At 34.8% G+C, this 18292-nt stretch carries 15 protein-coding genes; 11 read left to right on the top strand and 4 right to left on the bottom strand.

All coding sequences use genetic code 11. The annotated features are described in order from the left end of the window. Positions 1-26: 26 nt before the first annotated feature. Positions 27-1301, bottom strand: coding sequence for a M48 family metallopeptidase (locus HGP29_RS05865; RefSeq protein ID WP_168881436.1), 1275 nt, complete (start codon positions 1299-1301; stop codon positions 27-29). Between the two features lie 227 nt (positions 1302-1528). On the opposite strand from HGP29_RS05865, the gene HGP29_RS05860 reads away from it, so the two are divergent. The 5 genes from HGP29_RS05860 (at position 1529) to cmk (ending at position 8565) form a co-directional block, all read left to right on the top strand. Continuing rightward, positions 1529-2248, top strand: a complete 720-nt coding sequence (locus HGP29_RS05860) for a LytR/AlgR family response regulator transcription factor (protein WP_168881435.1) — start codon at positions 1529-1531, stop codon at positions 2246-2248. Positions 2249-2279: 31 nt separating this feature from the next. Continuing rightward, positions 2280-5687, top strand: a complete 3408-nt coding sequence (locus tag HGP29_RS05855) for a UvrD-helicase domain-containing protein (RefSeq protein WP_168881434.1) — start codon at positions 2280-2282, stop codon at positions 5685-5687. 4 nt (positions 5688-5691) lie between these two features. Beyond that, entirely contained in the window at positions 5692-6246 is a 555-nt protein-coding gene (locus HGP29_RS05850) for a hypothetical protein (protein WP_168881433.1), read from the top strand. A 126-nt stretch (positions 6247-6372) separates the two neighbouring features. Then, the gene (locus tag HGP29_RS05845; RefSeq protein WP_168881432.1) at positions 6373-7779 is read left to right on the top strand and encodes an LptF/LptG family permease; all 1407 of its coding nucleotides are present in this window, start codon (positions 6373-6375) and stop codon (positions 7777-7779) included. Between the two features lie 105 nt (positions 7780-7884). Next, a complete protein-coding gene (cmk, locus tag HGP29_RS05840; RefSeq protein WP_168881431.1) occupies positions 7885-8565 on the top strand; it encodes a (d)CMP kinase in 681 nt (226 codons plus the stop codon). A gap of 78 nt (positions 8566-8643) precedes the next feature. Here cmk and HGP29_RS05835 read toward each other — a convergent pair whose 3' ends face one another. Continuing rightward, positions 8644-9966, bottom strand: a complete 1323-nt coding sequence (locus tag HGP29_RS05835; protein WP_168881430.1) for an alginate export family protein — start codon at positions 9964-9966, stop codon at positions 8644-8646. 263 nt (positions 9967-10229) lie between these two features. On the opposite strand from HGP29_RS05835, the gene HGP29_RS05830 reads away from it, so the two are divergent. From HGP29_RS05830 to moaA, 4 genes are all read left to right on the top strand, one after another. Continuing rightward, complete coding sequence (locus HGP29_RS05830) at positions 10230-12497, top strand: molybdopterin-dependent oxidoreductase (protein ID WP_168881429.1); 2268 nt, start codon at positions 10230-10232, stop codon at positions 12495-12497. Positions 12498-12510: 13 nt separating this feature from the next. Further along, positions 12511-13224: a NapC/NirT family cytochrome c gene (locus tag HGP29_RS05825; protein ID WP_168881428.1), complete on the top strand. Its 714-nt coding sequence runs from the start codon at positions 12511-12513 to the stop codon at positions 13222-13224. An 11-nt stretch (positions 13225-13235) separates the two neighbouring features. Beyond that, complete coding sequence (locus tag HGP29_RS05820; protein ID WP_168881427.1) at positions 13236-13424, top strand: hypothetical protein; 189 nt, start codon at positions 13236-13238, stop codon at positions 13422-13424. 94 nt (positions 13425-13518) lie between these two features. Continuing rightward, on the top strand, positions 13519-14490 hold the full coding sequence (moaA, locus tag HGP29_RS05815) for a GTP 3',8-cyclase MoaA (RefSeq protein WP_168881426.1): 972 nt from the start codon (positions 13519-13521) through the stop codon (positions 14488-14490). 42 nt (positions 14491-14532) lie between these two features. Here moaA and HGP29_RS05810 read toward each other — a convergent pair whose 3' ends face one another. Further along, complete coding sequence (locus HGP29_RS05810; RefSeq protein ID WP_168881425.1) at positions 14533-15345, bottom strand: hypothetical protein; 813 nt, start codon at positions 15343-15345, stop codon at positions 14533-14535. 140 nt (positions 15346-15485) lie between these two features. Between HGP29_RS05810 and HGP29_RS05805 the strand changes: the two genes are divergently transcribed. Further along, positions 15486-16223, top strand: coding sequence for a nitroreductase family protein (locus HGP29_RS05805; protein ID WP_168881424.1), 738 nt, complete (start codon positions 15486-15488; stop codon positions 16221-16223). 39 nt (positions 16224-16262) lie between these two features. Here the strand turns inward: HGP29_RS05805 and HGP29_RS05800 are convergent, their stop codons facing one another. Next, complete coding sequence (locus HGP29_RS05800; RefSeq protein WP_168881423.1) at positions 16263-16661, bottom strand: hypothetical protein; 399 nt, start codon at positions 16659-16661, stop codon at positions 16263-16265. A 244-nt stretch (positions 16662-16905) separates the two neighbouring features. On the opposite strand from HGP29_RS05800, the gene HGP29_RS05795 reads away from it, so the two are divergent. Then, a complete protein-coding gene (locus tag HGP29_RS05795; RefSeq protein ID WP_317169937.1) occupies positions 16906-18252 on the top strand; it encodes a Na(+)-translocating NADH-quinone reductase subunit A in 1347 nt (448 codons plus the stop codon). Positions 18253-18292: the final 40 nt, after the last annotated feature.

Genomic DNA, 18292 nt, shown 5'->3' with positions numbered 1-18292 from the left:
TTTCAATCTGGTAAGGGATTTTTTTGTTAGCCTTCCATCGCTTCCATCCTTTTTAATAATGGTGGATGTGAGTAGTGCATTTTTACATAGCTTTCATGCGGTGTTAGATTACTAAGTGAATCTACAGATAGCTTTTTCAATGCCTCAATCAATGATGAACTCGAAGAAGTATCTTTAGCATATGCATCAGCCTCAAATTCATTCTTTCTTGAGAAGGCATTCACCACTAAGCCTGTAATCATTGAAATAGGGCTATAAAGCATAGAGAATGCGACCAAGTTTAATGGTGATAAGTAGCTTCCTGTTGTTCCTCTAAAAAAACTGCTTGCTTGAGCAAAAGTATCCGCTCCCATTGCAATTTGAAGCTCTTTAGAATCAATAAACAGACTTAATAACCATAAAGTCACAAACATATTTACAGCAGTGATCAAGAACATTTGTAAAGTGTGCTTTCTCTTATAGTGTCCAACCTCATGGGCTAAAACAGCAACAATCTCATCAGTAGATAATTTCTCTACTAGTGTATCATATAATACAATATTTTTATTTCCACCTAAACCACTAAAGAATGCATTTGCTTTAGTTGAACGTTTAGATCCATCCATAATCATAATTTTACCTAAAGGGAAATCTACTTTTTGTGCGTAGTTGTTGATCGCAGTAAGTAGTTCGCCTTCTTCTAAAGGAGTTAATTTATTGAATAATGGTAAGATAACGTTCGCATAGAACATTGTTGCGCCCAACGCAAAAAGCATAAAGACAACCCATGCAATTACCCAATAAGTATCAGGGAAGTTAGAGTAGAATGAAACAAAACCCCAGATCAATAAGCCTCCAATAGCCCCACCTAGAACATAACCCTTAAGTTTATCCATTATAAAGGTAGAAACCGTCATCTTATTGAATCCGAATTTTTCTTCAATCTTAAATGTATTGTATAATTCAAAAGGTATACTGATAACATCAGAGATCAATGCAATAATGGCAAAGAAGACCAATACTTCCATAGTATTTGATGAAAATGAGTCTCTTGCGAACTCATCAATCCATGCATATCCTCCTGATAGTAATAAAACCATTGTTAAAATATAGCTGGCAGCACTACTATATAAACCTAATCGATCTTTTTCAGCTTGATAATCTTGTGACTTTTTATATTCGGCAGCATCATACAAGCCTTCTAATTTAGAAGGGAGTTTGTTGCTCATTGCCTTGATATTGAGGTAACTTAGCGCTCTTTCTAATACAAATTCTCCTGTTAGAATTGCAACTATAATAATTTTAATAGTTTCTCCACTCATTGTTATAATGTAAAAAATTCTCACAAATCTAATAAATCAATGCAGATGATTGTAGAAATTGGGTTGAAAAGTTAACCGTTGTTTTAGATCTTAGTAGTTCTAATGATAGAAAGTCATTTTTTTCAAATGAAATAAAGACAAACAAAAGTTCCCTATTTACTTTTGTGATCGCATTGGATAACTCATTTTCTTTTTAAAGACTTTTCAGTAAATATTTAGGTTTTAACATGCAAAAAACTTACAACTGCTTAATTGTTGATGATGAACAATTAGCGAGAAACTTATTGTCGGTATATGTTCAGAAGATACCCTATCTTCATGAAGTAGCGAGTTGTAAATCTCCATTGGAAGCAATGGAAATAATGCAAAAAGAACAAATAGATATTTTGCTGTTGGATATTCAGATGCCAGAACTTTCTGGGCTCGATTTTGTAAAATCTTTACTAGTTAAACCTGTTGTGATTTTTACTACGGCATATTCTGAATATGCAGTGCAATCCTATGAATTGGATACAGTAGATTACCTGTTAAAGCCTTTTTCTTTAGATAGGTTTATTAAAGCTATCAATAAAGGAGTAGAAAGAATTGAGATGAAGTCCAGTCATCAGCAAGGAACTGCTGAAGTAGAACCGGCTCATTTGTTTGTTAAGGGGGACAGTAAGACACATAAGATATTACCAAATGATATTTTATATATCGAAGGACTAAAAGAGTATGTTTCTTACTTTTTGGAAGATCATTCAAGAATTATATCCCTTAACTCATTGACTAAACTAGAAAAGGAACTGAACCAATATGGTTTTATGAGAGTGCATCGCTCATATATTGTCAATGTCAGTAAAGTGACAGCATTTGAAAAACATATGCTTTGGATTGGAGAGCATGAGATTCCAGTCGGTAAAACATATAGAGAGATGGTGAATCAAAAAATGACGACCCAAAAATAATCATCACAAAGAGGATTCATTATTACGCAAAATGATAAGTAAGAACTTTAAGATATATAGATCTTCGGCAGGAGCTGGAAAGACATTTACATTAGCAAAAGAATACATTAAAATAGCTCTTCAAATCAATAAATTTGATGAAGAGTTTGACCCTGAATATTACAAACACATTCTTGCTGTAACCTTTACCAATCTGGCTACAGCGGAAATGAAAGAAAGGATCTTATCTCAACTGAAAAACTTTGCGAATGCCTTTGATAAAAATTCTGATGATATGCTTAGAGCCATTGTCAATGAATTTTATGGTGTAAAGGAAGATGATCCTAATCCAGAACAAGAGGCTCATCCGGATGAAAAAGTTCTGTTTAATAGAATTAAAAATAGATCCTCACAAGTACATCAAAGGATCCTTCATGGATACTCTAATTTTTCGGTAAGTACTATTGATGCATTTAGTCAGAAAATTGCACAGGCTTTCAAGCGAGATTTGAACTTCCCGTTTAATTATGAGCTAGTACTTGATGCCGATAGCTTATTAGAAGATGCTACTTATGTACTGATGGATAAGTTAGGGCAAGAAGAACACTTGTTGTTAACTGAGGCATTAGAAACTTTTTCTATCAAAAAAGCAGAAGAAGAATCGAGTTGGAATGTTGTTCCTCAGATTAAATCATTTGGTAAAGCATTATTCGATGAAGACCAAAGAGGGATTATCAATAAACTTGGAACCAATCCGGTGACAAAGACTGAAATGAATATTGAAGAATATTCTAAGCTTGCCAAACGTTTAAAAAAGATTATCTATGAGGATAATCAGACGAAGAAAGATGAACTTCTGGAAAAGCTAAAATTGGATCTGTCAAATGCAGGGGCACCTGTAGAAGACCTTGCAAAAAATGTTGGAGGCTTTTTAAAACGTTTTGAAGGAGATATTGCGAAAGTAAATACCAAACTTACAAATACAGTAATAAAAGCGCTTGAAGGAGATACCGGCAGGGCAATCGCTACAGCACCTAATTACAAGAAGGCACCCGCAGGATACGATGCAGCTTTGCCAATTTATCAGAATGGTATTGAAGAACTATTGAAATTAGTTGGAGATACTCAGTTGATTAAAAATGTTTACGATAAAATCTACCTTTTAATTACTGCCCAAGTATTGAAAGAGGAGATGGCAAACATGAAAGAAGAGCAGGGGTGGGTGCATATCTCTGAGATTGGTGAGAACATCAATAAAATTGTTGAAGAATCTCCGATGCCCTATTTGTATGAGCGCTTAGGTGAAAAGTATTTTCATATTTTGATAGATGAGTTTCAAGATACTTCAAAAACACAATGGCATAATTTGATACCATTAGTGGCCCATTCGTTATCAATGTATGAGGGTGAATGTTTGGTAGTAGGAGATGCAAAACAATCTATTTACCGTTGGAGGGGAGGAAAGGCTGAGATGTTGGTAGACCTTCCTGAAATACCCACCGCAAAAGGTACAGCTCTTGAAGAAGAGGAATATGTCTTAAAGCAAGATGGAGATCCCAAGAAACTAGGAAAGAACTATAGAAGTAGCCCCAATATCATTCGTTTTAATAACTCATTGTATGAATTTATTAGAACACAGAAAAATGATGAGCTTTTGTCTAAGTTTTATCTTGGGGGGGAGCAAGGAATTGTAAAGAAAGTTGGTGGTCAAGTAAGGTTGACAGCCTGTCAAAAAGATGGGAATAAAGATTTATATGAAGCCCCTTCATTACAAAGGATTACAGATGAAATTGAACACCTAGTCAATGAAAAAAACTACGACTATAAGGATATTGCTATTCTAGTACGTTTTAATAAACATGGTGCTGCGATTGCTGAAAAATTGGTTCAGGAAGGTATTGAAGTAATATCATCCGAATCGTTATTGGTGAATTCTGCTCCATCTGTACAATTTATTGTGAATATGATCCGACTTCTAGTTCGTAGAGCTGATAAGATTTTATTCATGAAAATTGCCAGATTCCTGTATGCTCATTACAATGATGTGAAATCACTGCGTTGGGAAACTGTGAATCAAGCGCCTACTCAAATTCATGGAGATGAATACGCTAGAATTGGAGAGGCGGTAGCTGAATGTGCAACACATCAGAACTTTGAAGAATTTATCAAAAAAGAGTTTGATGTTGAATTTTCGGTATCTACGTTTAGAAGGAAAACGTTATTCGATCAAATTGAATTTTTGATCAAAACTTTTAAGTTAAATAAAAGAACAACGGAGCAGGCGTATCAAATGAAATTTTTGGGGACTGTGCTTCAACATTCTACCAGAAATGGTAATAGTGCTCAAGAATTTCTAAGTAAATGGGAGTTGCTTAAGGAAAAAGAGGCACTAAGTGTTCCTGAAAATATAAATGCAGTACGAATATTTAGTATTCATAAATCGAAAGGTTTAGAGTTTCCAGTCGTCTTATTACCCTTTGCAGATTGGTCAACTACTCCACGTACTAATGATTCCAAGTGGTTCGATTGGGAAAATAATAATCTAGTACCTGAGTTGTCAGCGGTTCAGTTAGGTATATCTTCCAAATTAGAAGGGACAGATTTTGAAGAAGGTTACAATCAAGAAATAAGGGATGTATATATCGATGCTATCAATATGTTGTATGTTGCTACAACAAGAGCAAAAAACTATCTCCATATTTTCTTAAATGAAGACCTTAAGAAGAAAACAGCATCGTCAGTAGCCAATCCTATGATAGACTTTATATCGTTTGCAACAGGTCAAAGTGATTTTGATGTTCTAGAAGAGGCTTCTACCACGATAGATGAAATTGTATTCAAAGAATTTAGATTTTTTGAAGACGAAAAAGTTGTGAATAAGGAAAAAGCCGCTGTTGAACCTGAAAATCGTAGAGAAATTATCCATACTGATAATACGGATAAGCTTCGTATGAAAAGTGGATCACTTGAAATAGGTGAAAAAGTAATTTCTCTAGAGGATAGGTTGTTGGCAAAAGATAAAGGTATTTTACTTCATAAAGCATTCGAAAAAATCAGATTTGCTGAAGATGTAGAAGATGCCATCGCCTTCTTAAAGTCGAAAGGATATATTGACAAAGAAGATGTTACAGATTACCGAGATCACATACTACAGATTATCAATGATGAAGAAATAAAACAATATTTTGATGGTAATAGCGGGTATATTGTTTTAAATGAGTCAGAAATAGTTTCTCCAAAAAAAGAATTAATGAAAGCTTCTGTGATTGATCGCCCAGATAGACTATTGTTGAAAGGAGAGGAAGTAGTGGTGATTGATTATAAAACAGGTTCTTTTAATAAAGAGCATGAGGAACAAATTAAAAGATATGGTAGAACTTTAAAATCTATGGGATTTAAAGATATCAAACTTATATTGTTATATACTGAAAACATTAAATCACATCAAGTAGACCTATAACCTTATGAAAACTATTCAAACCATAATAATATTCTTATTGTTGACATTCACTGCTTTTGGGCAAAAAGGAAAAATGTTTCCTAAAATGGAAGGAGTTTCCTTGGTAGATAAAAATGTTATTTTACCAGATGCTGTAAAAGGAAAGATTTCTATTGTGGGAGTGGCTTACTCAAAAAAATCACAAGCCAACTTAGAGACATGGATGCAGCCATTTTACAATACGTTTATTAGTCCTCCTAGCTCAGATCTATTTGGAGGGTCAACAACATACGATATAAACCTTCAGTTTGTCGCTTTAGCGAGAGGTATTGCTAAAGCAGCGGAGAAAACTCTGAAATCTTCCATGAAAAAGAATATCGATAAGAAGTTGCATGATAATATTGTCATCATATTAGGAAGTGTAAAAGAATACAGAGAAAAATTGAAGTTAGGTGATAAAGATGATCCGTATTTTTTTATTCTTGATGCGAACGGAAAAATTCTTCATGTAACTAGTGGTAAATATTCTAGTTCTAAAATGGAGTCGATTGAAGATGTTTTATATGATTATACAGAATAAAAGGTTGTTAAAGTTTTAAAAATAATACAATAGGTAACTATTCATAATATAAAATAGTAAGCAGTTTTTTAGATTTGCGATACTCTTGAATATATCTTGGGTGTTGTAGAAATCACACAACAAAATATGAAGAAGCTAGATAAGCTATTATTAAAACAATACATAGGTCCATTTGCATTAACATCAGCAGTGGTACTTTTTATTTTTTGGTCACAGTATATGATCTCTAAATTTGTCTATTTTCTAGGCAAAGATTTAGGTTATGATGTGTATGCTGAGTTATTCTTTTGGTTTGCACTAGCGTTAGTTCCTGTATCATTACCGCTTGCTGTCTTATTAGCATCGTTAATGACTTATGGTAGTTTAGGGCAACATTCAGAGTTAACAGCAATTAAAGGGGCAGGTATATCATTACTTAGAGTACTTCGTCCAGTTTTCTTTTTCACTATTGTCGTTACGCTTTTCCAACTAATTTATAACGATACAGTAGTACCTCACGCCAACTTAAAGGCCTATAGCTTACTTTATGATATCAAACAGACAAAACCAACAATGAACCTTAAAGAAGGTGCATTCTATGATGGTTTGGATGGTTACAGTATCAAAGTAGCTAAAAAGGATGAAGATGGTATTGGTATTCATGATGTGATTATCTACAAACATGAAGGGCACCGCGGTAATAAAGAAGTTATCCTTGCCAATCATGGTAAAATGGAATTAATCAATAATGATTCTTATCTAATGCTGACACTATTTGAAGGTAACGCATACAGTGAGGTAGAGGATAAGAAATCAAAAGCAGATATTCAATACGTTCATTCAGAGTTTGATTCATCAATCTTCTATTTCAGTATGGATTCCTACGCAATGAATGAAACTAGAGAAGATTTATTTATGGGACATAACCTAATGAAAACAAGCTCTCAACTAAAAGTAGAGCAGGATTCATTAGAAAAAGCAATGGTGGATTATAGTTCTATGCTTGCCAAAAATGGGGAGACTCAGTTCTACTACCGTCATACATCTCATAAAAATGAGCACAATGCTGATAAGGTAACGAAGAAAAAATATGATCCAAATACAAAGGATAATAAGCTTCGTATTGCGTCTTCAGCTTACAACAGTGCTTCAAGTTTCTACAATGTTTTAAAATCAAATGCATCAAGACATAAGAATCAGATTAGAGAGGATGTTCGTTATACTATTGACGTTCAAAAGAAAATCTCTACAGCTGTAGCGATCTTATTGATGTTTATGATTGGAGCACCATTAGGAGCGATTATTAAGAAAGGTGGTTTAGGTGTTCCTGTATTGGTTTCAGTATTTTTCTTTGTGATTTACTATATCTTGACTATTACAGGAGAGAAAATGGCCAAAGAATTATTAATTGATCCAATTTTAGGTACTTGGTTGTCAAATATCTTCTTACTTGTGTTTGGTCTTTTCTTTACATTCCAAGCGAAGAATGATGTTAAGTTATTTGATACTGACTACTATACAGTAATGATCCAAAGACTGTTCAAGAAGAACTAGTTGAAAATATATTATTGCGAAAACCCTATACAGTCCACCTGTGTAGGGTTTTCTTTTGTATATTTATTTCTGATCTATTCATAGGTTACAAAGACAAAAAATCAAATGGAGAAAATTATTATAGCCCTTGACGGACATGCCGGTTGTGGAAAAAGCACAACAGCAAAGGCGGTAGCAAAAGAATTAAATTATGTTTTTATAGATACGGGTGCTATGTATCGAGCGGTAACTCATAACTTCCTAACTAACGAAGTAGACATCGCAGATATCAATGATGTAAACAAAGCCTTGTCAAAAATATCTTTGAAATTTGTATTGAACCCCTCTACAGGAATCGGCGAAGTACATGTAAATGGTCAAAATGTAGAGCCATTTATTCGTAACATGGAAATTACTAGTAGAGTGAGTGATGTTGCTGCGATAAAAGAAGTAAGAGTATTCTGTGTAAAGGAGCAACAAACGATGGGAAAGGATAAAGGAATAGTTATGGATGGTAGAGATATCGGTACTGTAGTTTTTCCAAATGCCGAGCTGAAAGTATTTATGACTGCAGATGTAAAGGTGAGAGCGAAGCGTCGTTTAAAAGAAATGGAGTCAAAAGGCGTATCAACTTCTTTAGAAGATGTTATTGCTGATATTGAGAATAGAGATCATATCGATTCGACAAGAAAAGAAAGCCCTTTGAAAAAAGCAGATGACGCTGTGGTAGTTGATACTTCAGGCTTAACGATAGAAGAACAGGTTGCAAGTATATTAAAGCTCGCAAAAGCTAAAATAGGAGCATAATACAAGCATTAATAAACAAAAAAGAGAGTGATTATTTAAAATCACTCTCTTTTTTTTTATTCTAGTAAGTGCTAGCTATTAGTTAGCCGCAACTTCTTTTTTCTTTGTTGTGAACAATGTAGGCTTGATTACTAAGCCCATCCAACCCCAGTTGTTAAACTTGTTAGGGTCACCAGCATTGTTTTGTGCTGTAGAGTAAACCATCGAGTCAGTAGCAAACATACCTGACCAACCACCTTGGATTGTGATATATTTGTTGAATTTATAATTGATGATCAAATCAATTTCACTACCTAAACCACTGTCAAGTTCATTTCCATTGTTATCTGCAATTGTTGCGGCTGAAGCAAAGTAGTGGTATCTACCATATACATTCCAATCTTTATCGAATTTATACGTAGCACCAACATATAAGTCAGTTAAACCACCTCTTGGCATTCTGCCACCTACATAGAAGTAATCCATGTGACCGTTGAATTTGTGGTTTGTACCATAGAATGGGTTAAATGTCATATATGTTTCAGTCTCATCATATGCAGTACCAGATAACATTTCACCACCTACGATAAATCCTAACTTTTCATTTGCATTGAATAATAACTCAAGTAATGCATTGTATGCTGAGATATCTTGTTTTGCAGCTCCAGTTTTACCGAATTGATAGTAGAATGATGCGTTTAAGCCAAATTTACCTGGTCTCCACTCACCATGAGCACCTAAAGTCTGAGAATATACTGTTTCGAAATCTGCAGGTTGAGGTGTAGCTGCGTTTGTAGTGTTTTGCTCTACACCATTATTAAGGAATAAACCTGATAACTTGAAGTTTTCAAAATCTTTATGGAACCATAAGTATTGCATTGCTTTGTAAGCATTGCCATCGTTTTCAATGTAGTAGTTAGACTCTCCAAAAGTAGAGATTGCAAAACCTGCATGAAGTTTAAAGCCTTTTTCATATTTGAAAATTGCAGCATCATGGCTTCTTGCTTGTTGCGCCCAATCCACAGCACCAAAAATCCTTTGATCATCATAAGAAATTTCTTGGCGACCTACCTTTACTGAAAAGGCGTCTGTGAATAATAACTCACCCCATGCTTCATGGATGTTGAAGTTACCATTGTCTTTAGAATCAAAGTTTCCGATCTCACCCCAAGTTCTTACATCTTGCATGGAGAAGCCCATTCTGAATTTTTCACTCTTATCGTTGAATAACATTCTGATTCTTGTTCTTTGGGAAACAAAATCGGCAGGACGATCGGCGTTATTGTCTGTAGGGCGTAATTGGCCAAAACCATTTCTATGTTCGTAACGAGGTTTTACTTGGGCGTCGATACTAAAGTCTTGTCCGTAAGTAGTACCATAGAAAGATAGTATGGCTAGAATTGCTAGTAATCTTTTTAACATAAGTAAATTAAAAATAAGTTAAATACGAATTTATTTAATATAAAATTATCCAAAAATTTATGACATGCAATATTAAATTTTAAAAACCGGACGAAGACTAATAAATATTACATTTCATAGGTGACTTATGTCATTAAAGACTATTTTTATTGTGTATAGTATTACAAATTGAATTGCAAAATTGTATTTTCAATTTGAGTTAGATAAAATAAATAAGAAAAGGAACTCATATTAATCGGAATTATTAAAAAACACTATTGTCAATGAGTGAGAAAAAAGATGACTTAAGACTCTCTAGACGAGATTTCCTGAAACTAACAGGTGGTACTGTAGCTGTAGGAGGAGCAGCATTAAGTGGATGGGGATTAACTGAATTAATCGTTGATGAGGGACCAGTAAAATCTTGGCATAAATCTGTTTGTCGTTATTGCGGTACAGGTTGTGGCGTGATGCTGGGTATGAATAAAGATAAATTAGTAAGGGTTAGAGGTGATCAGGAAGCTCATAATAAAGGAGTGATCTGTATCAAAGGCTCAATGCTTGATAAAGTAATGAAAAGCCCTGAAAGATTAAAAACCCCAAAAATTAAGAAAAACGGAAAATTTGTTGAAGCATCTTGGGATGAAGCAATGTCATTAATGACAAAGAAGTTCAAAGAAGCTATGGCTGAAAGTGGCCCAACAAGTGTCGGTTTCTATGGCTCTGGTCAACTATTAATAGAAGAATCTTATACAGCAAATAAGTTATTTAAAGCAGGTTTAGGTTCTAACAACGTCGATGGTAATCCAAGACTTTGTATGGCATCTGCAGCTGTAGGTTACACTCAGACTTTTGGTAAAGATGAGCCTCCAGGGGCTTATGTAGATATAGATCATGCAGAAACATTCTTTTTAATTGGTTCTAATGCGTACGAATGTCACCCACCATTATGGGAGCGTATTATGTTGCGTAAAAAGGCTGATAAGAATGTAAAGATCATTGTTGTTGATCCAAGAAAAACAAAAACAGCAGAACATGCAGACATATATGTACCTGTATTGCCAGGTAAAGATATGTTGTTAATCAACTCTATGTGTTGTGTAATTGCTGAGTTGGATTTAATGGACATGGACTTTGTTCAGAAGCATGTTAATTTCAATGATGGCAAAAACAAAATGTCATTAGAGGAATACAAGGAATTCCTGAAGGATTATAGACCTGAAAAGGTAGCTGACGAACTAGGGATTACTCCACGTCTTATTAGAGAAGTAGCTTATCAATTTGCTGCATCTAAAGCGACAATGTCACTTTGGACAATGGGTATCAACCAAAGAGTTCAAGGTGTATTCTTAAATAATACATTAAACTCTCTTCACCTTATTACAGGTCAGATCTGTAGACCGGGAGCAACTCCTTTATCTTTAACAGGTCAATCAAATGCTTGTGGTGGTGTTCGTGATACGGGTTCATTAGCTCACTTGTTGCCAAACGGTCGTTTGATAGCTAAAGAACAACATCGTAGAGAGATGGAAAAACTTTGGAAAGTTCCAGAGGGAACCATTGCGCCAAAACCAGGTCGACATGCATTAGCCATGTTTGATGGTATGGTGACAGGGGATGTGAAGGCAGCATTAATTATGTGTACTAACCCTGCACAGTCTCTACCAAACAATAGATACTATAGAGAAGGAATGGAAAAAGCTTTCTTGGTAGTTTCTGAAATTTTTGCTGATACTGAGACAGCAAAATATGCTGATATCTTATTACCTGCAGCTTTATACATCGAAAAAGAAGGTGTTTATGGTCAGACAGAAAGAAGATATCAATTAATTGAAAAATTAAGAGAACCAGTTGGTGAAGCTCGTTCAGATTTCGATATCCTAGTGGATTTTGCAAATCGTATGGGTAAAGGAGATCTAATTTCTTACAAAACATCTGCAGAATGCTGGGATGAGTATAGAACAATCTCTAAGGCTTCAAAATATAACTTCTATGGTATCACAAGAGAGAGGCTGAAAAAGGAGAGAGGTATTCAATGGCCTTGTCCTACAGTTGATCACCCTGGTACAGTAAGAAGATATATCCCAGGAGATCCATTCGTTCCGCAAGGAAAAGATGTTTACTTCTATGGTAAACCTGACGGTAAAGCGGTTGTTTTCGCAAGACCATACAAAGCAGGTAAAGAAGATGTGTCAGCAGAAAGACCACTATTCCTAACTACAGGTAGAGTTATTTCTCAGTGGCATACAGGTACAATGACATTTAGGGTTCCAGAATTAAAACATTCTGCAGGGCCAGGTAGATTTGTTTTCCACCCTCAAGATGCAGGATTACATGATCTTAAGAAAGGGGATAAAATTGAAGTGGATAGCTCAAGAGGTAAGATGCAAGGAATTGTAGATGTCTCTGAACATGAAACTCCGGGAGTTGTATTTGCAGCTTTCTACGATGCTAAGTTCATGGTGAACAATGTAGTATCTGATGATCATGATCCAATTTCAAAAGAACCTGACTATAAGGTGACAGCAATTAGTGTTAGAAAATTAAGTTAATCTTCATCGATAAATGGAAACAATATTAGATATTTTAGCAGTAGTGATCCTTATCGTTGAAGTGATCTTACTGTATAAACTCAGAGAAAACAGGTTCAACGATAACCTTACTGGCGCAGTTAGAGGAATGGTATTGGTTGGGATTGTGCTATTCCCAATCTTGGCAATTCTTCTTGGTAATTACCATGTATTTGTATCAACAAAAGAGTCTACCGCTTGTCAAAGTTGTCACGTAATGGCACCAATGGCAAATGACATGATGTTTGATCAAAAATCTCAAACATTAGCTGCTAGACACTATCAAAACGGTTGGATTGCAGAACATGAATGTTACAGCTGTCACGCAGATTATGGTTTTCAAGGAACCATGAAAGCAAAATTAGATGGTTACCGCCACCTAATGAGATATGTAACAAAGACATATGAGGAGCCTATCCGATACAGAGGTGAGTTTAACTCAATGAACTGTTATGGATGTCATGAAGGTTCAAGAACATTTGAGGCCGTAGATGAACATCAGCCGGTCGTTGAAAACTTGAAATCAGATGATCCATCAATTTCTTGTTTAAACTGTCATGGTAGAGCCCATCCAGAACCATCAAGAAGAACTCCTGGACACAAAGATTACAAATGGTTGGCAGATCCTAAAGTAAAAGAGGTGATGTCAGTAAGTAATCCAGAGGAAATTAAAGAATATATTTCAACTCTTGCAGTTTCAAAAAATTAATCTAGAAAGAAATGAGAAAAGTATTTATAGAAGCAATGCTTGTGATTGTGGGGTTAGCGATTTCAATTCCATATGTCATATTTCAAGGACCCTATTTAATGTTCTTGTTCGTATTTGTAGCTCAGCCTTGTATTGCTGTAGCTGTGATACTCGTTCTTTGGGAAGTTTATAAGGACCTTACAAAGTCCAATTTGTTATAATTGTTGAATCAATCAACTGAAAAAAGGCCTTGTAGATGATATCATTTACAAGGTTTTTTTATTATTAGTATCTTAGCGTTATCAAAACAAGAATATGCTAACAGATAAATTCGATAGAGATATAAAATACGTTCGTTTGGCCGTTACAGATAGATGTAACCTTAGGTGTACCTATTGTATGCCTGAGATGATGAAGTTCGTGAATAAAGATCGTCTACTTTCTTTTGAAGAGATGCTTCGAGTAGTACGAATTTTGGCTGAAAATGGAGTAGAAAAAGTTAGAATAACAGGTGGGGAACCATTTGTAAGAAAAGGCCTGATGGATTTTCTTACAGAATTAGTGAAAATCGAAGGCATCAAAAAAGTAGGTATCACTTCAAACGGAGTTTTATTAGAAGAATATCTTGATCAATTAATAAATATAGGTATTACAGATATAAATCTAAGTTTGGACGCCACAACTCAGCATAAATTTTTTGAAATAACAAGAAGAGATGATTTTGATAAAGTTTATTCTTCTTTAGAACAAATGATTACCAAAGGATTTAAAGTGAAAATCAATATGGTGGTCATGGAAGGAAAGAATACAGAGGAGATAGTACCATTGGCGAAATATGCCTTAAAATGGCCAGTAGAGGTGAGGTTTATTGAAGAAATGCCTTTCAATGGAACAGGTAAGGAGGTGTCTAAATCTTGGAATCACCTTGATATAGAAAAAGTACTTATAGATTCATTTATTGGGCTTGAAAAAGTAAATTCTCATAAATCGAATACTGCTCAAATTTATAAGAGTTCCATTTTAAAAGGGTCGCTAGGTATTATACCAGCCTTTAGTCGTACTTTTTGTGGTACTTGTGACCGTTTAAGAATTACCTCTCTTGGTGAAATTCGAAATTGCCTATATTCAGAGAGTGGATTAAATGTTCGAGATTTATTAAGGTCTGACTTGGGTGATCAAGACATTGCCGATAGTATTCAAGGGCATTTGCTCCTAAAGAAAAAATCTGGTTGGGAAGAAGAAAAGAAAAATAAAAATCTAGACTCTATGTCAATGATTGGAGGATAAATAAAATGCCGATAAACGTAAGCTTATCGGCATTTTTATTATTTACTGTTCAATAAAAGGTTTAATAGTTAATATTTTTAAGCCTTTCTTTATTCTAGCATTAGGAGAGTCTTGTTCTTCAAAAGGATCTTCTCCTAAAACAAAACGTTGACAAGATCCTGCTTCGATCGTTAATGAATAACCTTCTAAACCTGTAAACCAAGCACCTTGAGTGTCGTCAGAATCAGCTTCAACGGCATAAACATTATAGTTTCCAGCCGGTAGATCAATGGTAAAGACGTCATTGGCAGTTTCAAGTCCACAATCTGGGCTGTTTGCATATTGTCTTAATACTCCTCTAGTGACCTCATCATCATTTTTATCTGTTATAGTAATTGTGATAGGTTGTTTCGAAAAGCCAACAGAACTATTAGCAAAAAATGTAACGTTGCCATTTAAAATTTCCTGTTCAAAGTCGGCTTCTCCTAATGAAATCAAAGTACAATCATCTGTTGAAATGTTGAAGCTTGTACCATTTTCATTGCCAAAAATATAACTCTTATTATCCTTGTAAGCCACTAACTTGTAGCTGCCAGTTGGTAATTGAACTGAATACACACCGTTATTTGATGGAGTATTTTGACAATCAATTACTTCTGTTAATTGATTGATAGAGCCTGATTGTATTGTATCTTTATTTGATACGATTCTTAATTCTATTACCTCACCATCAGAATAACTTGTTAAATCACTTATATGAATTGTTACTGTACCTACAGTATTTGGCTCTTCTGTTGTTTCTGAACATGAATGAAGTATAAAAGTTAAGCCGATAAGACTTATAATAATAGATAATTTTGAAATGAACTTTCTCATGATTGTTTGAGATTAATTAAATTTGCTATCAATTAAACTTTATTAGTATTGTAAATCAATTATATATAGGTAATTGATGTTATTGTTGCATAGAATGATTTACATTCTGACAATTAATTTAAGAAATAGGACAAAATAAAATGACTTCGAACGCTAAGAATTTTGATGATTTAGTACAATCAAGAAGGTCTGTTAGAATTTATGATCAGGATGTAGAGTTCGATCACGGTGCTGTAAAACGTAGTTTAGAGAGAGCAACATTGTCTCCAAACAGTTCAAACATGCAGATGTGGGAATTCTATAGAATTAAATCTGACGATTTGAAAAAGGAAGTTGCTAACTTATGTATGAAACAGAAGGCAGCTTCAACAGCTCGTGAACTAGTTTTATTTGTAGTTAGACCAACTCTTTGGAAAGAAAGAGCTTCGTTTAATTTAGAAAAAATGAAGTCTTCTTTTGACGAAAAGCCTAGTATGGACGATAAGTCTAAGAAAAGAGCACTTAGTTATTATGAAAAATTAATTCCAACACTTTACAACAATGACAAGTTGGGTTTAAAAAGTGTAGGGAAGAAGATATTTGCTTGGGCAATCGGAACCAAAAGGCCAATGGTAAGACAAGTGACGAAGACTGATGTAAGAGTTACTCTACATAAAAGTGTTTCTTTGGCGGCCATGACCTTTATTTATTCTATGAAAGCAGAAGGTTATGACACTTGTCCTATGGAAGGCTTCGATAGTAAACGAGTGAAGAAGTTATTGAAGCTTCCAAAAGATGCGGAAATAAGTATGATTATCGGTTGTGGGCCTGCTGCTGAAGGTGGGATCTACAATGAAAGGGTAAGAGTACCCAATGATGATGTGATCTTTGAGCTATAAAAAATAAAGGGAGTTTATACTCCCTTTTTTATTGACTAATTATTCAGCAACTACTTCTTTATCTGCTGTAAATGGAAGGTACTTTACCTCCAATTTTTGCTGCTGATGTGCAGGATGGAATAAAGTTTTCAAATCAATTGTCCTACCATCGTTATTTAGTAAGATTCTAAATAAGGCGTGGTTGCTTGGATTGTCGTTGACCACCCATAAATATTTGAAGTCTTTTAGGTTGATTGGCTCATCGTCCACAGTGTTAACGTAGGGTACTTCAGAAATACAAACTTCTCTGTTGTCGAAATCCCAAGTAATTAGATGAGGGTTTTGTAAAGATTGGTCTAAAACCTTGACAAAGTGAAGGTTGTGTATAGTTATGACATCTTTTCTATGCTTGATCTGATCCCAGATAGCAGCAATCTCAGTATTATTCACCGTTTGCATATTTAGTTAGGTTTGATGACTGTTTTTTATATATAACGTAACAAGATACCTTTTTTCGTATAACAAAAACTACAAATATTTTGTTAAAGTAATCAATCTTATCAATGTTATTCAGTAATTTTTAGAATTTCATATAAAATCCGTGCCGTTTTAAGTTTCATGGCAAATTTGAATTTAGTAAGTTTGCGAAGAAAATTATAGGAGCGTTTACTCTGTCACTCGATAATATCCGATGTCTAATAACGTGAGATTAAAACAAGGGTTTGATATCAACTTAGTGGGCAAAGCTACTGAAAGCATTGCCAAAAACGTTGATGCACCCAAAAAGTACGCCTTAAAACCAGAAGACTTTCCGGGCATGATTCGTCCGAAAGCTGTGGTTAAGGTAGGCGCAAAAGTTAAGGCAGGTGACCCAATCTTAATTGATGGGAAACTAGATTCAATAAAATATACTTCACCTGTAAGCGGCGAAATCGTTGAAATTCAACGAGGAGAACGTCGTAAGTTGCTTGCTGTAGTTGTGCAAGCTGACGGTCAAAATGAATACAAAGAATTCCCAGTGAAGCCTGTTGATCAAATCAGTGCTGACGAGGCGAAGGAAGTGATGTTAGAAAGCGGTGTTTGGCCACTTTTAGTTCGTCGTCCATACGCAATCGTTGCTGATCCTTCCGATCAACCAAGAGCAATCTTTGTATCTGCATTCGATAGCCATCCATTAGCACCAAATTATGAGTTTACTTTAAAAGGACAAGAAAGCTACATTCAAGTAGGTATCGATGTACTTAAGAAGTTTGCTTCTAAAGTTTATGTTGGTCAAAATGGAGCAAAACCATCTCAAATATTTGATGGTATTGTAGGTGTTGAGAAAAACAAATTTACTGGTCCTCACCCAGCAGGTAATGTAGGTGTTCAAATTCACCATACTGCACCAATTGCTAATGTGAACGACGTAGTTTGGACAATCTCACCTGAAGGTTTAGCTCAAATTGGTAAACTTTTCAAAGATGGAAAGTATGATGCAAAGAGAGTTGTCGCTGTTGCAGGACCAAAAGCTGATCAACCAGAGTATGTAGAAACATATGTAGGTGGATGCGTAGATACAATCGCAGCTGCGAAAATTAAGGGAGATAATGTTCGTGTAGTTTCAGGAAACATCTTAACTGGTTCTAAAATTACTAAAGATGGTTTCTTAGGTTTTTATTCGAACATGGTAACTGCTCTAGAAGAAGGTAACAAATCTCGTTTCTTCTTATCTGATGGGTGGTTAGCACCAATTACAAACCGTTTATCTTTCCACAAAGCATTTGGTTTATTAGGATCAACTAAAAAAGAATATGCTTTAGATACTAACACAAACGGTCAAGACAGACCATTTGCTGTTACTGGAGCATTTGAAAAAGTGGTTCCTATGGACATTTACCCAATGTATTTGTTGAAGGCCATCCTAGCTTACGATTATGAGAATATGGAAGCTTTAGGTATTTATGAAGTTGCAGAAGAGGATTTAGCTCTTTGCGAATTTATTGATGTATCTAAGCATGACATCCAATCAATCGTTCGTCAAGGTTTGGATACAATGCGTTTGGACTAATTTAGGTGCAAAATTATTAAGTATAAATAGCTTAAGAAGT

It is taken from the genome of Flammeovirga agarivorans, assembly GCF_012641475.1.
GTDB lineage: Bacteria > Bacteroidota > Bacteroidia > Cytophagales > Flammeovirgaceae > Flammeovirga > Flammeovirga agarivorans.
The sequence above is the reverse complement of the archived record's forward strand: the minus strand, read 5'-3'. Positions and strand labels throughout refer to the sequence as shown.

Excerpts from the sequence above, each read along its gene's own strand:
- moaA (WP_168881426.1), top strand. The coding sequence starts at position 13,519 with ATGCTAACAGATAAATTCGATAGAGATATAAAATACGTTCGTTTGGCC.
- HGP29_RS05835 (WP_168881430.1), bottom strand. The coding sequence starts at position 9,966 with ATGTTAAAAAGATTACTAGCAATTCTAGCCATACTATCTTTCTATGGT.
- HGP29_RS05855 (WP_168881434.1), top strand. The coding sequence starts at position 2,280 with ATGATAAGTAAGAACTTTAAGATATATAGATCTTCGGCAGGAGCTGGA.
- HGP29_RS05850 (WP_168881433.1), top strand. The coding sequence starts at position 5,692 with ATGAAAACTATTCAAACCATAATAATATTCTTATTGTTGACATTCACT.
- HGP29_RS05845 (WP_168881432.1), top strand. The coding sequence starts at position 6,373 with ATGAAGAAGCTAGATAAGCTATTATTAAAACAATACATAGGTCCATTT.
- cmk (WP_168881431.1), top strand. The coding sequence starts at position 7,885 with ATGGAGAAAATTATTATAGCCCTTGACGGACATGCCGGTTGTGGAAAA.
- HGP29_RS05865 (WP_168881436.1), bottom strand. The coding sequence starts at position 1,301 with ATGAGTGGAGAAACTATTAAAATTATTATAGTTGCAATTCTAACAGGA.
- HGP29_RS05860 (WP_168881435.1), top strand. The coding sequence starts at position 1,529 with ATGCAAAAAACTTACAACTGCTTAATTGTTGATGATGAACAATTAGCG.
- HGP29_RS05805 (WP_168881424.1), top strand. The coding sequence starts at position 15,486 with ATGACTTCGAACGCTAAGAATTTTGATGATTTAGTACAATCAAGAAGG.
- HGP29_RS05820 (WP_168881427.1), top strand. The coding sequence starts at position 13,236 with ATGAGAAAAGTATTTATAGAAGCAATGCTTGTGATTGTGGGGTTAGCG.
- HGP29_RS05830 (WP_168881429.1), top strand. The coding sequence starts at position 10,230 with ATGAGTGAGAAAAAAGATGACTTAAGACTCTCTAGACGAGATTTCCTG.
- HGP29_RS05800 (WP_168881423.1), bottom strand. The coding sequence starts at position 16,661 with ATGCAAACGGTGAATAATACTGAGATTGCTGCTATCTGGGATCAGATC.
- HGP29_RS05825 (WP_168881428.1), top strand. The coding sequence starts at position 12,511 with ATGGAAACAATATTAGATATTTTAGCAGTAGTGATCCTTATCGTTGAA.
- HGP29_RS05810 (WP_168881425.1), bottom strand. The coding sequence starts at position 15,345 with ATGAGAAAGTTCATTTCAAAATTATCTATTATTATAAGTCTTATCGGC.